Genomic DNA, 13,853 nt, shown 5'->3' on the forward strand with positions numbered 1-13,853 from the left:
AGTGGTGAGGTTGACATCTGAACGCGGCGCCCCCGGTCAGGCGCCGTCCGACTCGCCGAAGCGCCGCTCGATCGCGGACCGGTCGATCTTCGACGGGCCGCTCGTGGGCATCTCGTCGACGAACGCGACGTGGCGCGGGTGCTTGAACCCCGCGAGGCGACCGTCGAGGAACTCGCGGAGGTCGTCGACCGTCAGCGACTCGTCGTCCCCGCTGTCGCCTTCCGCGGCCTCGGAGGCCGCGCTCTGCACGACCGCTTTCCCCACGGTCCCCCACCGCTCGTCCGGGACGCCGACCACGATCACCTCCTCGATGTCGGGATGGTCCGCGAGGGCGTCCTCGACCTCCGGCGGGTAGACGTTCTCCCCGCCGCTCGTGAACATGTTCTTCTTCCGCCCTTCGATGCGGTAGTACCCATCGCCGTCGACCCGCGCGAGGTCGCCGGTGGCGACCCAGCCCTCGCCGAACGTCGCCCGCGTCTCGCCCTCGTCGCGCCAGTAGCGCTCGGCCGCGTGCGGCCCAGCCAACTGGAGTTCGCCGATCTCGCCCTCGGAGACGGGATCTCCCCCCTCGTCGACGATCCGCACGTCGGTGTGCATCACGGGCTTGCCGATGCTGTCGGTCTTCGCCTCGTCCCAGTCGTCGGGCATCGCGAAGTTGTTCGGGCCGCACTCGGTGAGGCCGTACCCCTGCGAGAGGTCCACCCCGCGCTCCCGCCACGCGCGGATCGTCGCGTCGCGACAGGGACCGCCGCCGCTCTTGACGAACCGGAGCGACGAGAGGTCCGTGTCGTCCCAGTCGTCGTGGGTCGCCATCGACCGCAGGACCGCGGGGACGCCGACGAACACCGTCGCGCCCTCGGACTCGATCGTGTCGAGCACGCGCCCCGGGTCGACCTCGCGGCCGATGACGACGGTCGCGCCGAGGTGAAACAGCGGCACCGTCAGCACGTTCCACCCGCCCGTGTGGAACATGGGGAACACCATCGGGGTCACGTCTTCGGGGCGCAGCCCCCACGCGGTGATCGTGTTGAAGGAGTTCCAGCAGAGGGCCCCGTGCGTGAGGACCGTCTCCTTCGGCGTCCCCGTCGACCCGCCGGTGTGAAGCAGCATCGCCGGGTCGTCGAGCGACAGTTCCGCGCCGTCGACCGGCGCGCCGTCCTCCGGGAGCGCGTCGGCGTAGGTCGGCGCGTCGGCGAACGGACCGTCGGGGGAGTCTCCGGCGTCGGCCTCGCCGTCTCGGTCGCTCCAGTCGTCCGCCGGCAGGAGGATCCGCGGACAACTCACCTCCTCGCCCAGCGCCTCGGCCACGTCGCCGACGAACGGCTCCTCGACGACGAGCAGGCTCGGGTCCACCGTTTCGAGCAGCTCCCCCAGCTCCGGCGGCGCGAGGCGGTGCGACAGCGGCGCGAGCACCGCACCGGTCTTCCCGCCGGCGAAAAAGAGGTCGACGAGTTCGACGCGGTTCCGCGAGACGACGGCGACCCGGTCGCCCTCGCCGACCCCGCGGTCGTCGAGCAGCCGGGCGGTCCGGTTCGCGCGCGCGTCGAGCGTTTCGTAGGTGTACTCCTCGCCGGTCGTGGCGTCCCGGAGGCCGACCGCATCGGGGGAGAGCGTCGCCCGGCGGCCGCTCCAGTCGCCGACCCAGTCGTACGGGCGCTCGCCGTGGTCGTGGATCATGATCGGCTCCCCAGGAAGTCGAGCAGCGTTCCGTTGACGGCGTCGGCCCGCTCGATGAAAAAGAGGTGCGGGGCGCCGTCGAACAGTTCGACTCGCGCGTCCGGCAGCCCCTCAGCCAGCAACTCCGCGTTCTCGACCGGGAGTATCCGGTCCGCCGTCCCGTGGGCGACGAGCGTCGGGACGTCGATATCGCCGAGTCGGTCGGAGACGTCGAACGCGCCCACGGCGGCCAGTTGCGCCTCGCGGCCGGCCTCGCTCGCGTCGCCCTCGATGCGCCAGTCGACGATGCGCTCGATCAGGTCGTCGTTGGCCTCGCGGAACTCGTCGGTCATCGCCGGCGCCATCCGGTGGCGGATGACCTCCCGCTCGTCGTACCCCTCGGGCTCCGCGACCATGCGCTGTTGCACCTCGGGCGACGCCTCGACGGCGTCCTCGCCGCCGGGACTCGTACAGAGCAGGGAGAGCGACGCCGCGCGGTCGTAGTCCAGCGCGTAGCGCTGGGCGATCATCCCGCCCATGCTCGCGCCGACGACGTGCGCGCGCTCCGCCCCGTGGTCGTCGAGCACGGCCTCTAGATCGCTCGCCATCTCGGCGATCGTGTACGGCCCCGCGGGCGCGTCGGAGTCGCCCGTCCCGCGGTTGTCCCAGACGACCGTCTCGTAGCACTTTGACAGCGCCTCTCGCTGCCACTGCCACATCCACCGGCCGTAGCCGAGGCCCTCCACCAGCACCACGGTCTCGGCGTCCGTCGGGCCGTCGACCTCGTAGTACAGGTCGACGCCGCCATTGGTAGCAATCGGCATACTAGAGCGTGTGCGGGAGCGGTAATCAAAACGAGAGTTTGCATATCAACCCCGGGATTGACCGGACGACTGTGCCTACCACAGTGCATGCCAGTTGCGGACCCCGGCGACACGGCGACGGCAGAGTTATCGGTGACCCAGCGACGGATCGACGCGTTCGCGTCGGTCACGGGCGACGACAACCCGCTCCACCTCGATCCGGGCTACGCCGCCGACTCGGTCTTCGACGGCCAGGTCGCCCACGGGATGCTGTCCGCCGGCGCCATCTCCAGCGCGCTCGCGGACCTCCCCGGCGACATCGTCTACGTCGACCAGGACCTCTCGTTCGAGCGGCCGGTCCGCCCCGGACAGACGGTGGAGGCGACCGTCACCGTGGCCGAGACGGACGAGGAGGACCAGTTGCGCGTCGAGACGACCGCAGCCACGGAGGACGGCCCTGTCGTCACCGGCACCGCGACCGTGCTGTCGCTCCCCCACGGGCAGGCGAGCGCCGGCGATTAGCGCGGTACCGGCGCACCGTGTCGGCGCGTTCTGCGGGCGCTCCCCTACACCAGCACGCGCTCTAACTCGACGGCGACTCCCGCGTCGGCGTCGAACGGCCCCGCGGTCCGCCCCAGACAGACCGCGCTCCCGTTCGGCGCGTAGCAGGCGACCAGCCCCCCCTCCTCGCGGGCGGCGTCGTCCGCCTCGACGACGCCCGGCGCGTAGACCTGCGCGCCGTTCGCTATCTGCTCGGCCGCGCTCGGCGCGACGGTGACCCGCGGCAGGTGGTCGAGCGCCCGCTCGGCGGGGGCGACGACCTCGCGGAGGAGGTCCTCGTCGCCGTCTTCGAGAAACGCCAGCGCGTCCTCTAGGTCGTGCAGCGTCGCTAGGTTCCGGTCGTCGAACGGGTCCGTCGCCGTCCGGCGGAGGTGACCCATGTGCGCGCCCGTCCCCAGCGCGAGGCCGAGGTCGTGACAGAGCTTCCGGACGTACGTCCCGCTCTCGCAGCGGATGCGCAGCAGCGCCTGTCGCTCGGTCGCCTCCAGCACGTCGAGGTCGTACACCTCGCGCACGCGGAGGTTCCGTGCGACGGCGCTCTTTCGCGGCGGCTTCTGGTAGAGCGGCCCCTCGAACTCGCCCGCGACGGCCTCGATATCGCTCGGCACCGAGTCGTGGAGTTCGAGGACGGCGACGTACTCCTTCGCCCCTTCGAGAAACACCTGCGCGAGGCGGGTCGCGTCCCCCAGCATCGTCGGGAGACAGCCGGTCACCTTCGGGTCGAGCGTCCCGGCGTGGGCCGCCTTGTCGACGGCGTCCTCGCCGACGCGGTCGGCGACCATGTCCCGGACCCACGCCGACACCTGGTGCGCCGAGGGACCCGCCGGCTTGTCGAGGTTGACGACGCCGAACGAGAGGAGGTCGGCGGCCGACCGCTCCTCGGGCGGGGCGCGAAGGGACATCAGAACTCGTACCGAACGTCGGTAACGGGGTACTTGCCCTCGTCGTCGCTCGGGTCGTACGTCTCGACGGCGTCGGCGAGGATCCGGAACGCGGGGTCCTCGCCCCAGCGCGCCGTGTTCAGGGAGACGTCGTAGATGGAGAGGTCCGAGATGTCGATGTCGTAGTACTCCCGGTAGCGCTGGGCCTCGCTCGCCTCGCGCGTCTCGGTCTCCTCCCGGGCCTGCTCGACGGGCTTGTCCTCGCGGTCGGCGATGCGCTCCGCGCGGACGTCGACGGGCGCGTCGAGCCAGAACCGCAGGTCGGCCTCGTCGCCGGCCAGCCACCCGGCGAGTCGGGATTCGAGCACCACGCCGTCGCGTTCGACCGCTATCTCGCGCAGGCGGCGGTCGAGGTCGCGGTCTATCTGGTCGTCCTCCTCCGCGCGCTCGTTGAACTCCGCGAGCGAGAGGCCGCGCTCGTCGGCCAGCGACCGGAAGATGTCGCCGCCGGAGACGTGCTCGAGTCCGAACTCGTCGGCGAGACGGGCCGCGTTCGTACTCTTTCCGCTCCCGGGCGGGCCGGAGACGGTTAGTAACATACCCTACCTCCGCGCGGGGTAGTAAAAGGGATTTTGAACTCGCCTTACGTCGAGGGCGTGGTCTGGAGGTTCAGCGACTTCCGGATGAGCTGGGTGAAGCCCATCGAGCAGAGGAAGTACCAGACGATCCACGCCTGCATCGGGCCGACGACCCCCTCGCTCCAGGAGACCTCGCCGACCATCGGCATGACGATCGTCGCCCCGCCGACGTCGCCGGTGCCGATCTTCCAGTACATCCAGAGGAAGAAGGGGATGGTGAGCAGGAAGATCCACACCATCGGGCGGAACTGCTCTTTGAACATGCCCATCTGGTCGCCCATCGCCTCCATCTGCTCCTCGCGGATCTTCTCCAGGGCCTCGTCGTCGCCGCGCTCCTTCGCGCGCTTCTGTTTCTCCTGGATCGCCTGCATCTGCTCCTGGTACTCGGACATCTTGTCCATGTCCATCAGGTTCGACTGGAGGAGCGTCGAGTACAGGCCCGTGATCATCGCGATCGAGAGGATCACCGTGTAGAACGGCATCGTCGTCGAGAGCGGCGAGAGCAGGAGGTCGATGGTGCCGCCGACCGCGTTCCGGACCGGCGTGTAGTAGTAGCCGACCATCAGGCCGAGCGCCGCGACGCCGGCCAGCTTGTCGTACTGCGACCAGCTGGAATCGTCGTCGTCGGTGCCGGCGTCGGCGTCGCTCGACGCGGCGGTCGTCGTGGCCGTCACCGACTCGTCCTCGTCGAGCACCGCGTCGACGGCCGCCGGGTCGGAGAGCTTGAACCCCTCGTCCCCGCTGACGAGGATCCCCGTCTCGATGAGGCGGCCCCACTGCCCGCTGGTCAGGTCGTCGCGGACGTCGCCCCACTCTACCTCGCCGCCGTTGGCCTTCGTCTCGCGGCGCACCGCCGCGATGGCGTCGGCCATCGTCACGTCCTCCTCGATGAGGGACTCTACTTTCTCCGCTGTCCGTGCCATTGTCCGCGTGTAGGAGACGCCCTGTAATCAACCTTTTACCTCGCGTCCGTCAGAACGCCCCCCGTCTCCGCTCGGGGCGCGGTCGGGGCGGTCGGAGCGACCCGTTCGATCTGTCACGCACATCAAGTTATTTGGCGGCGCGTTCGGTACCACGAGCCGTATCCATGGTTCCCGACGACGATGCGGTCGAAGCGACGGCATGCGAGTTCGCCGCGGCGTTCGGCGGCGGAGCGTTCGCGGACGCGGCCGAACTCGCCGACGAGAGCGGGCGCGAGCGCATCGTCGAGTCCTTCCCCGACGAGTTCCGCGACGGCCCCCTCGAAACGGCGGACGCCCTCGAACGGTACTGGTGGGGGCTGTACGGTCAGTACGGCGACTTCGAGGCGGTCGGGGACGTCGCCGTCGAGAACGGTGAAGCGGCGGTCGAACTCGTCTTCGCGGACGGCAGCGAAGTCGCCGCCGTCGAGGTCGACGACGACGGCGTCGCGGACCTAGCCTTCGATCCCGCGTACGAGGTCCCCGACTACGTCGACCGCGACGCGTTCGGCGAGCGCGACGTGACGATAGACGCCGGCGACGTGACCCTCGACGGGGTGCTCGCGGTGCCCGACGGCGACGGCCCGTTCCCGGGCGTCGCGCTGGTTCACGGTCACGGGATCCACGACCCGGACGGCAGCGCGGGAGCGTCGAAGATCCTCAAGGACGTGGCGTGGGGGCTGGCCAGCGAGGGCATCGCCTCGCTCCGTTACGAGAAGCGTCTCAACGACCACGAGGTGGCCGACGAGAACTACACGCTCGACGCCGTCGTCACGGACGACGCGGTGGCCGCGACCTCGGAACTCGCCGACGCCGCGGACGTGGACGCCGGTAGCGTGTTCGTCGCGGGACACAGCCAGGGCGGGATGTGCGCGCCCCGGATCGCCGACCGGTACGGCGGCGTCGCGGGCGTCGTGATACTCGACGGCCCCGCCGAACCTGTCGTCGACCCGGACGACCTCTCGTTCATGCGGTACGGCATGGAGGTCGACGGCGACCTCAGCGACGACCAGCGGGAGGAACTCGAGGCCGCGCGCGAGACGTTTCGACGCATCGCGGAGGGCGATTTCGACGACGACGAGACCCTCATGGGCCAGCCCGGCGTGTGGCACCGGAGTCACCGCGACTGCGATCCGCGGGGGACCGCGAGCGACCTCGACGCGCCGACGTTCGTCGCGAAGACCGGCGGGGTCGACGAGGAGGTTCAGGAGGGGCTCTACGAGTTCCTCCGCGGCCAGTTCGAGGAGTGGCGGGCGGCCGACCTGCCGGACGGCAGCCGGACCGAGTTCTACGAGGGCGTCGACCACTACTTCCAGGACGGCCCGACGCCGGCGACGATGGACCGCCTCTACTTCGGCGGGAACGTGGCGGGCTACGTCGTCGCGGACGTCGCTGCGTGGATCCGCGGCGTCGCCGACGCCTGACCGGGCGCGCCGGCGAGCGTCTCCGAGTACCCTCACTGCGCTCGGCCTCGCCAGTGTCGCCGCGCGGAACGCTCGGAGAAAGGCCGCCCGTTCGGTTACGCCTCGGACTCGATCGTCTCGCGGACGTCGTCCCACACCTCGTCGGGCGTCTGCTCGCCGTCGATGCGGGCGAGTTCGCCCTCCTCGTCGTAGTGCTCGATGACCGGCTCCGTGTTCTCCTCGTACACGTTGATGCGCTCGCGGACGGTCTCCTCGGTGTCGTCGTCGCGCTGGATCAGCTCGCCGCCGCACTCGTCGCAGACGCCTTCCTCCTCCGGCGGGTTGAACTCGACGTGGTAGTTCGCGCCGCACTCGTCGCAGACGCGCCGGCCCGTGAGCCGGTCGACGAGTTCGTCCTTGTCGACGTCGAGATATAGCACGACGTCGAGATCCGTGATCCCGTCGAGGTACTCGGCCTGCGAGAGGTTCCGCGGGTAGCCGTCCAGCACGTAGCCGTCGGCCTCCTGCAGGGCGGTCTTGACGATCTCGTTGACGACCTCGTCGGGCACGAGCTCGCCCGCGTCCATGTACGCCCGCGGCGTGTCGTACTCGGTGTCCATGTGCCCGATGTCCATGTCCTTGTTCGCGCGCAGGGCGTCGCCCGTCGTGACGTGCTCCACGCCGAACTCGTCGGCGATGTTGCTGCTCTGCGTGCCCTTGCCGGCGCCCGGTGCGCCCAGGATCAGAACGTTGGGTGCGCTCATACCGTCCGCTTCAGCGCGGCGCGGTAAATGCTTGAAGGATCCGGCGCGCGCCCGGCCGGCGGTCGAGTGGGCTCGGACGTCCGAGACGGCGCCGCGCAAGGGGACGTTTTTCCTCCCCCGCCCGCGTACCTCCGCGCATGACCCGTTTCGACGCCGACACGCCGACCGAGCGGCGGAAGCTGTTCGTCGACGCCATCACCGCCCACCGCGAGCGAGACAGCGCCTTCCTCACTATCGAGGCAGACGTCGACACCGACGAGCTCGCGCCGTGGATCCAGATCAGTCAGGACACGCTCAACATGGACTGCACGGACGAGGAGATGGACCGCCTGAAGGACCTGCTCGGCGAGTTCCCGTCGTTCACCATCGACGAGGTGACCCGCCCCGACGAGGCCGAGGGGACGAACGTCCGCGTCGTCGGCCGCGGCGACGCCAACCGCGTCGCGCAGTTCGTCGACCGAGCGTTCGTCGAGGTGTACGACCGCACGGAGGAGTACCGCGCCTGGGTCGTCGACGTGTGACGCCTGACTGACGAGTCGCTCGTGCTCGATGCCGGGGCGTCGCCTGTTCAGTCTTTCTGAGAAAGCGTACGGCCGGTCGCTCCGGTCGCGGCCGCTCGGCTGACGGCGGTCACCGGCAGCCGGCGTCGGCACCGCAGATCGGGAACGGTTAATAGTTAGAGACAGTGCAGCAACCTAATTCGGCGTTTCTTCGACTAAGGCGGCTATTACAAAGGCCCTAAGCGTGGAAACGCTGGTGTATGCTCACGAATACAGGCGCTACGGGAGGGGAGGGCCGATGAGCGACGTGTTGCTGGCCCCGTTGCAGTTCACCGGCGAGTTCTTGCAGTGGGCGATCGTGTTTTTCGTCCTGGCGATCATCGCCGCGGTGGTAGGCGCACGGGGCGTAGCCGGCGTCAGCATGGAGATCGCGAGGATCTTCATCGTGATCTTCATCATCCTGGCGATCGTCACGCTGTTGCTGTAGCCGCCCGTCGCCGCGGGCGTGGGCCATTACGATTACTTTTTTCGGAGCGCTCGACCGGAAGCGCCGCGGCGGATATCGGCTGTCGGCGCGCCGCCTCACACCCCGATTCGGCGGTACTTACTCCGGGATACGTGTCGGCGGGACTTACTCTCGGGAGACATATCGAGCGTGAGGTATTTCTCCCGTCGGCCCCTCCGTCAGGGCGAATGAACGCGTCGACCGCGCGACAGTACGTGCTCGATCGCGCGCTGGCCGTGGACCACGAGCAGTTCGAGATCCTCTGCAAGATGCTCGTCGAGCGCGCGGAGCGGACCCGGGACCTGGAACTGACGCCGTTTCGGGGCGACGGCGGCATCGACGTCCACGCGGTCGTCGACCGCGACCTGTTTCACGCCCGCCTCGGGATCCAGGTCAAGCAGTACTCGCCCGGCAATACCGTCGGCGCTCGGAGCGTGCGGAGTTTCAAGGGGGCGCTCGCCGACCAGAACTACCACGTCGGCACGTTCATCGCGACCTCGTCGTTCACGAGCGGCGCCAAAGAGAGCGCGCAACGCGACGACATCCGCCTGATCGACGGCGAGCGCCTCGCCGAGATCATGGTCGAGGGCGAGGTCGGCGTAGAGCGGACGGCCGACGGGACGTACGAGCCCGACGAGGACTTCTGGGCGGTGTTCGACGGGCCGGAGCGGACGGACGCCGTCCCCTCGCTGGAGGTGCCGCAGGCGGACGACTTCGACACGCTCCGGCTGGTACTCCGGGCGATCGACGCCGGGCGCGACCGCAAGCCGGACGTCGCGGAGTACGTCCAGGCCGAGCGCGGAGACTCCTTCGACCCGCGGCAGGCGGACTACTACGGGATGGCGGCGTGGCTCCTCGGGTTCGCCCACAAGGAGCAGCGCGTCGAGGTCGACGGTCGGGAGGTCCGGCGCTGGGGGCTCACCCGGAACGGCGAGGCCTACCTGACCCACCTCGACCGCGGCGACGACGACGCCGCGCGGCAGTTGCTCCACGACGCCGTTCGCGACGTGGAGATCGTCAGGCGGGTCTACGACCGACTGCGCGAGGCGGGAACGCTGCGGCGCGAGGAGATCACGGCGACGCTCGCCCGAGAGACCGAACTCGCCGAGTCGACGACGGCCCGTCGCGCGCTCTCGATCGGGCGCTGGTTGTCCGAACTCCCCGAGATCCGGGCCGCCGGGAGCGGCCCCTCCCAGACCTTCGAGTACGTTCGCAGCGACCTGAGCGACTTCTAGAACTCCGAGAGCGTCGTCCGCTGGCGCTCCCCCTCGGGAACGTTCGTGATCAGCACCTCCGCCACCTCGCCGCGGCCGTCGCCGTCGCTGTTGATCGCGCGCGTCGCGTCGACGATCTCCACGGAGAACGACTCCAGCCCCTCGTACAGCTCCGCCACCGGCGGCGAGTTCGAGAGCACGACCGAGACGCCCATCTCGTCGAGTTCGGCCGCCACGTCCCGCAGGCGGCGCTGGTCGTCCCTGTCGAACCCCTCCGCGTGGTAGTCGTTGAAGTTGGCTGTCGTGGACACCGGCTGGTACGGCGGGTCGAAGTAGACGAGGTCGCCGGCGGCGGCCTCGTCGACGACGTAGCCGAAGTCCTCGTTGTGGATCGTCGCGCCTCGGAGGGCGTCGCTGGCCGCACGGATCCGCTCGGCCTGTATCCAGTCCGGGTTCGCGTACCGGCCGACCGGGACGTTGAACTCGCCGCTTGAGTTCTCCCGGTAGAGGCCGTTGAAGCACGTCCGGTTCAGGTACAGCAGGAGGCTCGCCTCCCGTATCGCCTGCTCATCGGTCTTCTCGTCGACTCGGCGGAGCTCGTTGAACTCGTCGCGGGCGTCGTAGTAGTAATCGTCGTCGTGTTCGTGGGTCCGGTTCTCCTCGACGAGCGCCTCCGGCGCGTCCCTGACGACCTCGTAGAAGGTGACGAGGCGCTCGTTGAGGTCGTTTATCGACCCGCCGTCCGGCTCCAGGTGGAAGTACACCGCCCCGCCGCCGAAGAAGGGCTCGTGGTAGCGGTCGTACTCGGTGGGGAAGCGGGCGGTGATCTCGGAGAGCAGTTGACGCTTGCCGCCCGCCCACTTCAGCACTGGGTCGACCATCTATCGGGAGACTGACCCGCGGCGCCTAATATCCATCGTCCCCGCCGCGGCGGCCGGAGTCCGTCGACGGACCCGTAGGGACCGAGCCGGCGGCGCCCCTATCGCCTCCATCGCTCCCGCCCGCCTGTGGCGTCAGCCGCTTCTCGGCCCCTCGAAATGTCGGTTTCAGGCGGTGTTACTGCGGGCTAATTGGGCAACGCCTAAGGCGCGTCTGGTAGATAGTTGCCCTGTTGGATGGCTCCGGCTCTATCGGTGATCACCGTCGCTATAGCGCTACCTTTCGTCGCCGCGGCCGCGACCCCGCTTCTGCACCGTCTGATCGGTGAGCGGACGGGGTACGCCGGGGCAGCCGTCGCGCTGGCGTCGTTCAGCCTCCTGCTGACGCAGGTCGGCGAGCGCGGCGCCGTCTCGTTCCCGTGGGTGCCGTCGCTCGACGTGGCGGCGCGGTTCTACGTCGACGGGTGGGCGCTGCTGTTCGGCCTGCTGGCCAGCGGCATCGGCGTCCTCATCTTCGCGTACTCCCGCGAGTACATGCACGGCGACGAGCACCTCGCGCGGTACTACGCGACGCTGCTGGCGTTCATGGGGTCGATCCTCGGCGTCGCGTTCGCCGCGGACCTGATCCTCGTCTTCCTGTTCTGGGAGCTGACGAGCGTCGCCTCCTTCGTCCTCATCGGCCACCACACCGACGCCGAGGCGTCGCGGTACTCCGCGCGGATGGCGATGGTCGTCACCGTCGGCGGCGGCCTCTGCCTGCTCGCGGGCCTGCTCGTGCTCGCGGTCGCCGCCGAACCGGCCCTCGGCGCGCGGACGTTCGACCTGTCGGCGATGCTCGCGAACCCGGACGCGATGGAGGCGGCGCTCCGGGAGCGGGGGCTGTTCGTGCCGGCGCTGGCGCTACTCGGCGTCGCCGCCGGCGCGAAGTCCGCGCAGGTGCCGCTGCACTTCTGGCTGCCGAACGCGATGGTCGCGCCGACGCCCGTCTCCGCCTTCCTCCACTCCGCGACGATGGTGAAGGTCGGCGTCTACTTCGTCGGTCGGCTCCGGCCACTGCTGCTCTCGCCCGAGTGGACCTACCTGTTCGCCACGGTGGGCCTGCTCACGATGACCGTCGGCGCGGCGCTGGCCGTCGCGGCGACGGACTCGAAGCAACTGCTCGCGTACTCGACGGCGAGCCACCTCGGACTGATGGTCGCCGCCTTCGGGTTCGAGAACGCCTACGGCGCGGAGGCCGGGTCGTTTCATCTCCTGAACCACGCGGCGTTCAAGGCGGCGCTGTTCCTCGTCGCCGGCATCGTCGCCCACGAGGCGGGGACCAGACACATCGACAGCCTGGGCGGGCTGTGGCGCGACCTGCCGGTCACCGCGGCGATCGCCGGCGTCACCGCGCTGAGCATGGCGGGCATCCCGCCGTTCTCGGGGTTTTACTCGAAGGAGCTGCTGTTCGAGTCGGCCTACGAGTGGGCCCACCACGCCGGCGGCCTGGCGTGGCTCTACCCCGCGGCGGCCGTCCTCGCCAGCGTGTTCACGGTCGTGTACTCGCTGCGGTTCCTCTCGATGTTCGTCGGCGACCGGGCGGCCGACGCCGATCCGGTCCACCGCGCCCCGTCGCTGCTCGTCGCTCCGCCGGCCGCGCTCGCGGTCGTCACGGCGGTCGTCAGCGTCGCGCCCGGCGTCGCCGTCGACGGCATCGTTCAGGCGGCGGTCGACGCCACCGCGGTCGGCGAGCCCGAGATGCACGTCGGCCTGCCGGACCACGTCACGCCGCCGGTCGTCATGTCGGCCATATCGATCGCGGGCGGGGTCGCCGCCTACGGCGTCGGCGGCCGCTTGCGCGCCGGGGTCGGCGCGGCGACCGACCGCGACGCCCTGCGGGCGAACTGGTGGTACGACCGGCTGCTGGTCGGCGCGGAGGCGGCGAGCGCCCGGGCCGGCCCGGCGGTCCACGACGGGTCGCTCCGGACGTACGTCGCCGGGAGCATCACGGCCGCCGCCGCGCTCGCGCTGGTCGGCTACGCCGCGTCGGTGACGGCGCTCCCGCCGGCCACGCGGTCGGTGCCGGCGGCGATGGCGCTCGTCCTCGCCGTCGCCGGCGTCGCCGCCGTCGCGGTGATGATCGCCCCCTCGCACGTCGCGGAGGTGCTCACAGTGTCGATCCTGGGCTTCATGGTCGCCATCTTCTACATCCTCGCGAGCGCGCCCGACCTGGCGCTGACGCAGCTGGTCGTCGAGACGCTCGTGTTGCTTATCTTCCTGCTCGTCATCGAGCAGCTGCCGGCGTTCTACGGCGACACGCCGCGTCGGGTCCTCGCACGCGACGCCGCCGTCTCGCTGTTCGTCGGCGCGACCGTCTTCCTGACGGTGCTTCTGGCCGGCCGCGAGGCGACGGCCGAGCCGACCGCCGTCGCGCGCTACTACGCGACCGAGGCGGTGCCGCAGGGCGGCGGGACGAACGTCGTCAACGTCATCCTCGTGGACTTCCGCGGGTTCGACACGCTCGGGGAGATCGTCGTGATCTCCGTCGCGGCCATCTCCGTGATCGTCCTGATAACCATGCGCAACAGGGGTGAGACGCAGTGACGACGACGATCATGAAGACGACGGCGCGGATCGTCGTGCCGATCGTGCTCGTCCTGGCGATCTCGCTGCTGTTGCAGGGCCACAACCTCCCGGGCGGCGGGTTCATCGGCGGCGTCCTCACGACGGCGGCGTTCGCCCTGATCTACGTCGCCCACGGGCTGGACTACCTGGAGGTCGGCGTCCTCGGGCAGGACGTCGACCCGGGCACGGGCGTCTTCGACCACCGGACGGTGACCGCCTACGAGCGCGCGTTCGTGGTCGGTCTGGCGGTCGCCGTCGGGAGCGGGTTCGTCGCGCTGGCGTTCGGCGAGCAGTTCCTGTCACAGACGTACGCCATCGTCCACGACGTGCCGGTCTATCACGAGATAGAGCTGGCGACTGCGCTCGTCTTCGACGTCGGCGTCTATCTGGTCGTCGTCGGCGGGCTACTGACGATCCTCACGGTGGTGGGAGCGGAGTGACCCGGAGCGTCCGCCGCGGGGCGACCCCGCATCGGGGTACGCTGGTC

General features: G+C 69.9%; 14 protein-coding genes. 7 read left to right on the top strand and 7 right to left on the bottom strand.

Annotated elements, in window-relative coordinates; genetic code table 11:
- Positions 1–36 precede the first annotated feature (36 nt).
- Together D8670_RS07365 and D8670_RS07370 are read right to left on the bottom strand one after the other, a co-directional pair.
- A complete protein-coding gene (locus tag D8670_RS07365) occupies positions 37–1,677 on the bottom strand; it encodes an AMP-binding protein (protein WP_121817409.1) in 1,641 nt (546 codons plus the stop codon).
- A complete protein-coding gene (locus tag D8670_RS07370; RefSeq protein ID WP_121817410.1) occupies positions 1,674–2,480 on the bottom strand; it encodes an alpha/beta fold hydrolase in 807 nt (268 codons plus the stop codon). The genes D8670_RS07365 and D8670_RS07370 overlap by 4 nt, the downstream gene beginning before the upstream one ends.
- 87 nt (positions 2,481–2,567) lie before the next feature.
- On the opposite strand from D8670_RS07370, the gene D8670_RS07375 reads away from it, so the two are divergent.
- Positions 2,568–2,981: a MaoC family dehydratase gene (locus D8670_RS07375; protein WP_121817411.1), complete on the top strand. Its 414-nt coding sequence runs from the start codon at positions 2,568–2,570 to the stop codon at positions 2,979–2,981.
- 44 nt (positions 2,982–3,025) lie between these two features.
- On the opposite strand, the gene D8670_RS07380 is transcribed toward D8670_RS07375, so the two are convergent.
- From D8670_RS07380 to D8670_RS07390, 3 genes are read right to left on the bottom strand one after another with little or no spacing between them, the layout of a single operon-like run.
- A complete protein-coding gene (locus tag D8670_RS07380) occupies positions 3,026–3,922 on the bottom strand; it encodes an RNA-guided pseudouridylation complex pseudouridine synthase subunit Cbf5 (RefSeq protein ID WP_121817412.1) in 897 nt (298 codons plus the stop codon).
- The gene (gene cmk, locus D8670_RS07385; protein WP_121817413.1) at positions 3,922–4,500 is read right to left on the bottom strand and encodes a (d)CMP kinase; all 579 of its coding nucleotides are present in this window, start codon (positions 4,498–4,500) and stop codon (positions 3,922–3,924) included. Before cmk ends, D8670_RS07380 begins: the two co-directional genes overlap by 1 nt.
- A 44-nt stretch (positions 4,501–4,544) precedes the next feature.
- Positions 4,545–5,462: a DUF106 domain-containing protein gene (locus D8670_RS07390; protein WP_121817414.1), complete on the bottom strand. Its 918-nt coding sequence runs from the start codon at positions 5,460–5,462 to the stop codon at positions 4,545–4,547.
- A 164-nt stretch (positions 5,463–5,626) separates the two neighbouring features.
- On the opposite strand from D8670_RS07390, the gene D8670_RS07395 reads away from it, so the two are divergent.
- The gene (locus D8670_RS07395; RefSeq protein WP_121817415.1) at positions 5,627–6,922 is read left to right on the top strand and encodes an alpha/beta hydrolase family protein; all 1,296 of its coding nucleotides are present in this window, start codon (positions 5,627–5,629) and stop codon (positions 6,920–6,922) included.
- 95 nt (positions 6,923–7,017) lie between these two features.
- On the opposite strand, the gene D8670_RS07400 is transcribed toward D8670_RS07395, so the two are convergent.
- Positions 7,018–7,665, bottom strand: a complete 648-nt coding sequence (locus tag D8670_RS07400) for an adenylate kinase (protein ID WP_121817416.1) — start codon at positions 7,663–7,665, stop codon at positions 7,018–7,020.
- A 137-nt stretch (positions 7,666–7,802) separates the two neighbouring features.
- On the opposite strand from D8670_RS07400, the gene D8670_RS07405 reads away from it, so the two are divergent.
- From D8670_RS07405 to D8670_RS07415, 3 genes are all read left to right on the top strand, one after another.
- The gene (locus tag D8670_RS07405; RefSeq protein WP_121817417.1) at positions 7,803–8,186 is read left to right on the top strand and encodes a DUF7975 family protein; all 384 of its coding nucleotides are present in this window, start codon (positions 7,803–7,805) and stop codon (positions 8,184–8,186) included.
- Positions 8,187–8,463: 277 nt separating this feature from the next.
- Entirely contained in the window at positions 8,464–8,652 is a 189-nt protein-coding gene (locus D8670_RS07410; RefSeq protein ID WP_121817418.1) for a DUF1328 domain-containing protein, read from the top strand.
- Between the two features lie 206 nt (positions 8,653–8,858).
- On the top strand, positions 8,859–9,905 hold the full coding sequence (locus D8670_RS07415) for a restriction endonuclease (protein WP_121817419.1): 1,047 nt from the start codon (positions 8,859–8,861) through the stop codon (positions 9,903–9,905).
- On the opposite strand, the gene D8670_RS07420 is transcribed toward D8670_RS07415, so the two are convergent.
- A complete protein-coding gene (locus tag D8670_RS07420; protein ID WP_121817420.1) occupies positions 9,902–10,765 on the bottom strand; it encodes a DNA adenine methylase in 864 nt (287 codons plus the stop codon). The genes D8670_RS07415 and D8670_RS07420 overlap by 4 nt on opposite strands.
- 234 nt (positions 10,766–10,999) lie before the next feature.
- Here D8670_RS07420 and mbhE point away from each other — a divergent pair, with 234 nt between their 5' ends.
- Positions 11,000–13,345: a hydrogen gas-evolving membrane-bound hydrogenase subunit E gene (gene mbhE / locus D8670_RS07425; protein WP_121817421.1), complete on the top strand. Its 2,346-nt coding sequence runs from the start codon at positions 11,000–11,002 to the stop codon at positions 13,343–13,345.
- On the top strand, positions 13,342–13,806 hold the full coding sequence (locus tag D8670_RS07430) for an MnhB domain-containing protein (RefSeq protein WP_121817422.1): 465 nt from the start codon (positions 13,342–13,344) through the stop codon (positions 13,804–13,806). The genes mbhE and D8670_RS07430 overlap by 4 nt, the downstream gene beginning before the upstream one ends.
- Positions 13,807–13,853: the final 47 nt, after the last annotated feature.

This window comes from Halostella limicola (genome assembly GCF_003675875.1).
GTDB classification, from domain to species: Archaea; Halobacteriota; Halobacteria; order Halobacteriales; family Natronoarchaeaceae; genus Halostella; species Halostella limicola.

Excerpts from the sequence above, each read along its gene's own strand:
- D8670_RS07365 (WP_121817409.1), bottom strand. The coding sequence starts at position 1,677 with ATGATCCACGACCACGGCGAGCGCCCGTACGACTGGGTCGGCGACTGG.
- D8670_RS07370 (WP_121817410.1), bottom strand. The coding sequence starts at position 2,480 with ATGCCGATTGCTACCAATGGCGGCGTCGACCTGTACTACGAGGTCGAC.
- D8670_RS07375 (WP_121817411.1), top strand. The coding sequence starts at position 2,568 with ATGCCAGTTGCGGACCCCGGCGACACGGCGACGGCAGAGTTATCGGTG.
- D8670_RS07380 (WP_121817412.1), bottom strand. The coding sequence starts at position 3,922 with ATGTCCCTTCGCGCCCCGCCCGAGGAGCGGTCGGCCGCCGACCTCCTC.
- cmk (WP_121817413.1), bottom strand. The coding sequence starts at position 4,500 with ATGTTACTAACCGTCTCCGGCCCGCCCGGGAGCGGAAAGAGTACGAAC.
- D8670_RS07390 (WP_121817414.1), bottom strand. The coding sequence starts at position 5,462 with ATGGCACGGACAGCGGAGAAAGTAGAGTCCCTCATCGAGGAGGACGTG.
- D8670_RS07395 (WP_121817415.1), top strand. The coding sequence starts at position 5,627 with ATGGTTCCCGACGACGATGCGGTCGAAGCGACGGCATGCGAGTTCGCC.
- D8670_RS07400 (WP_121817416.1), bottom strand. The coding sequence starts at position 7,665 with ATGAGCGCACCCAACGTTCTGATCCTGGGCGCACCGGGCGCCGGCAAG.
- D8670_RS07405 (WP_121817417.1), top strand. The coding sequence starts at position 7,803 with ATGACCCGTTTCGACGCCGACACGCCGACCGAGCGGCGGAAGCTGTTC.
- D8670_RS07410 (WP_121817418.1), top strand. The coding sequence starts at position 8,464 with ATGAGCGACGTGTTGCTGGCCCCGTTGCAGTTCACCGGCGAGTTCTTG.
- D8670_RS07415 (WP_121817419.1), top strand. The coding sequence starts at position 8,859 with ATGAACGCGTCGACCGCGCGACAGTACGTGCTCGATCGCGCGCTGGCC.
- D8670_RS07420 (WP_121817420.1), bottom strand. The coding sequence starts at position 10,765 with ATGGTCGACCCAGTGCTGAAGTGGGCGGGCGGCAAGCGTCAACTGCTC.
- mbhE (WP_121817421.1), top strand. The coding sequence starts at position 11,000 with ATGGCTCCGGCTCTATCGGTGATCACCGTCGCTATAGCGCTACCTTTC.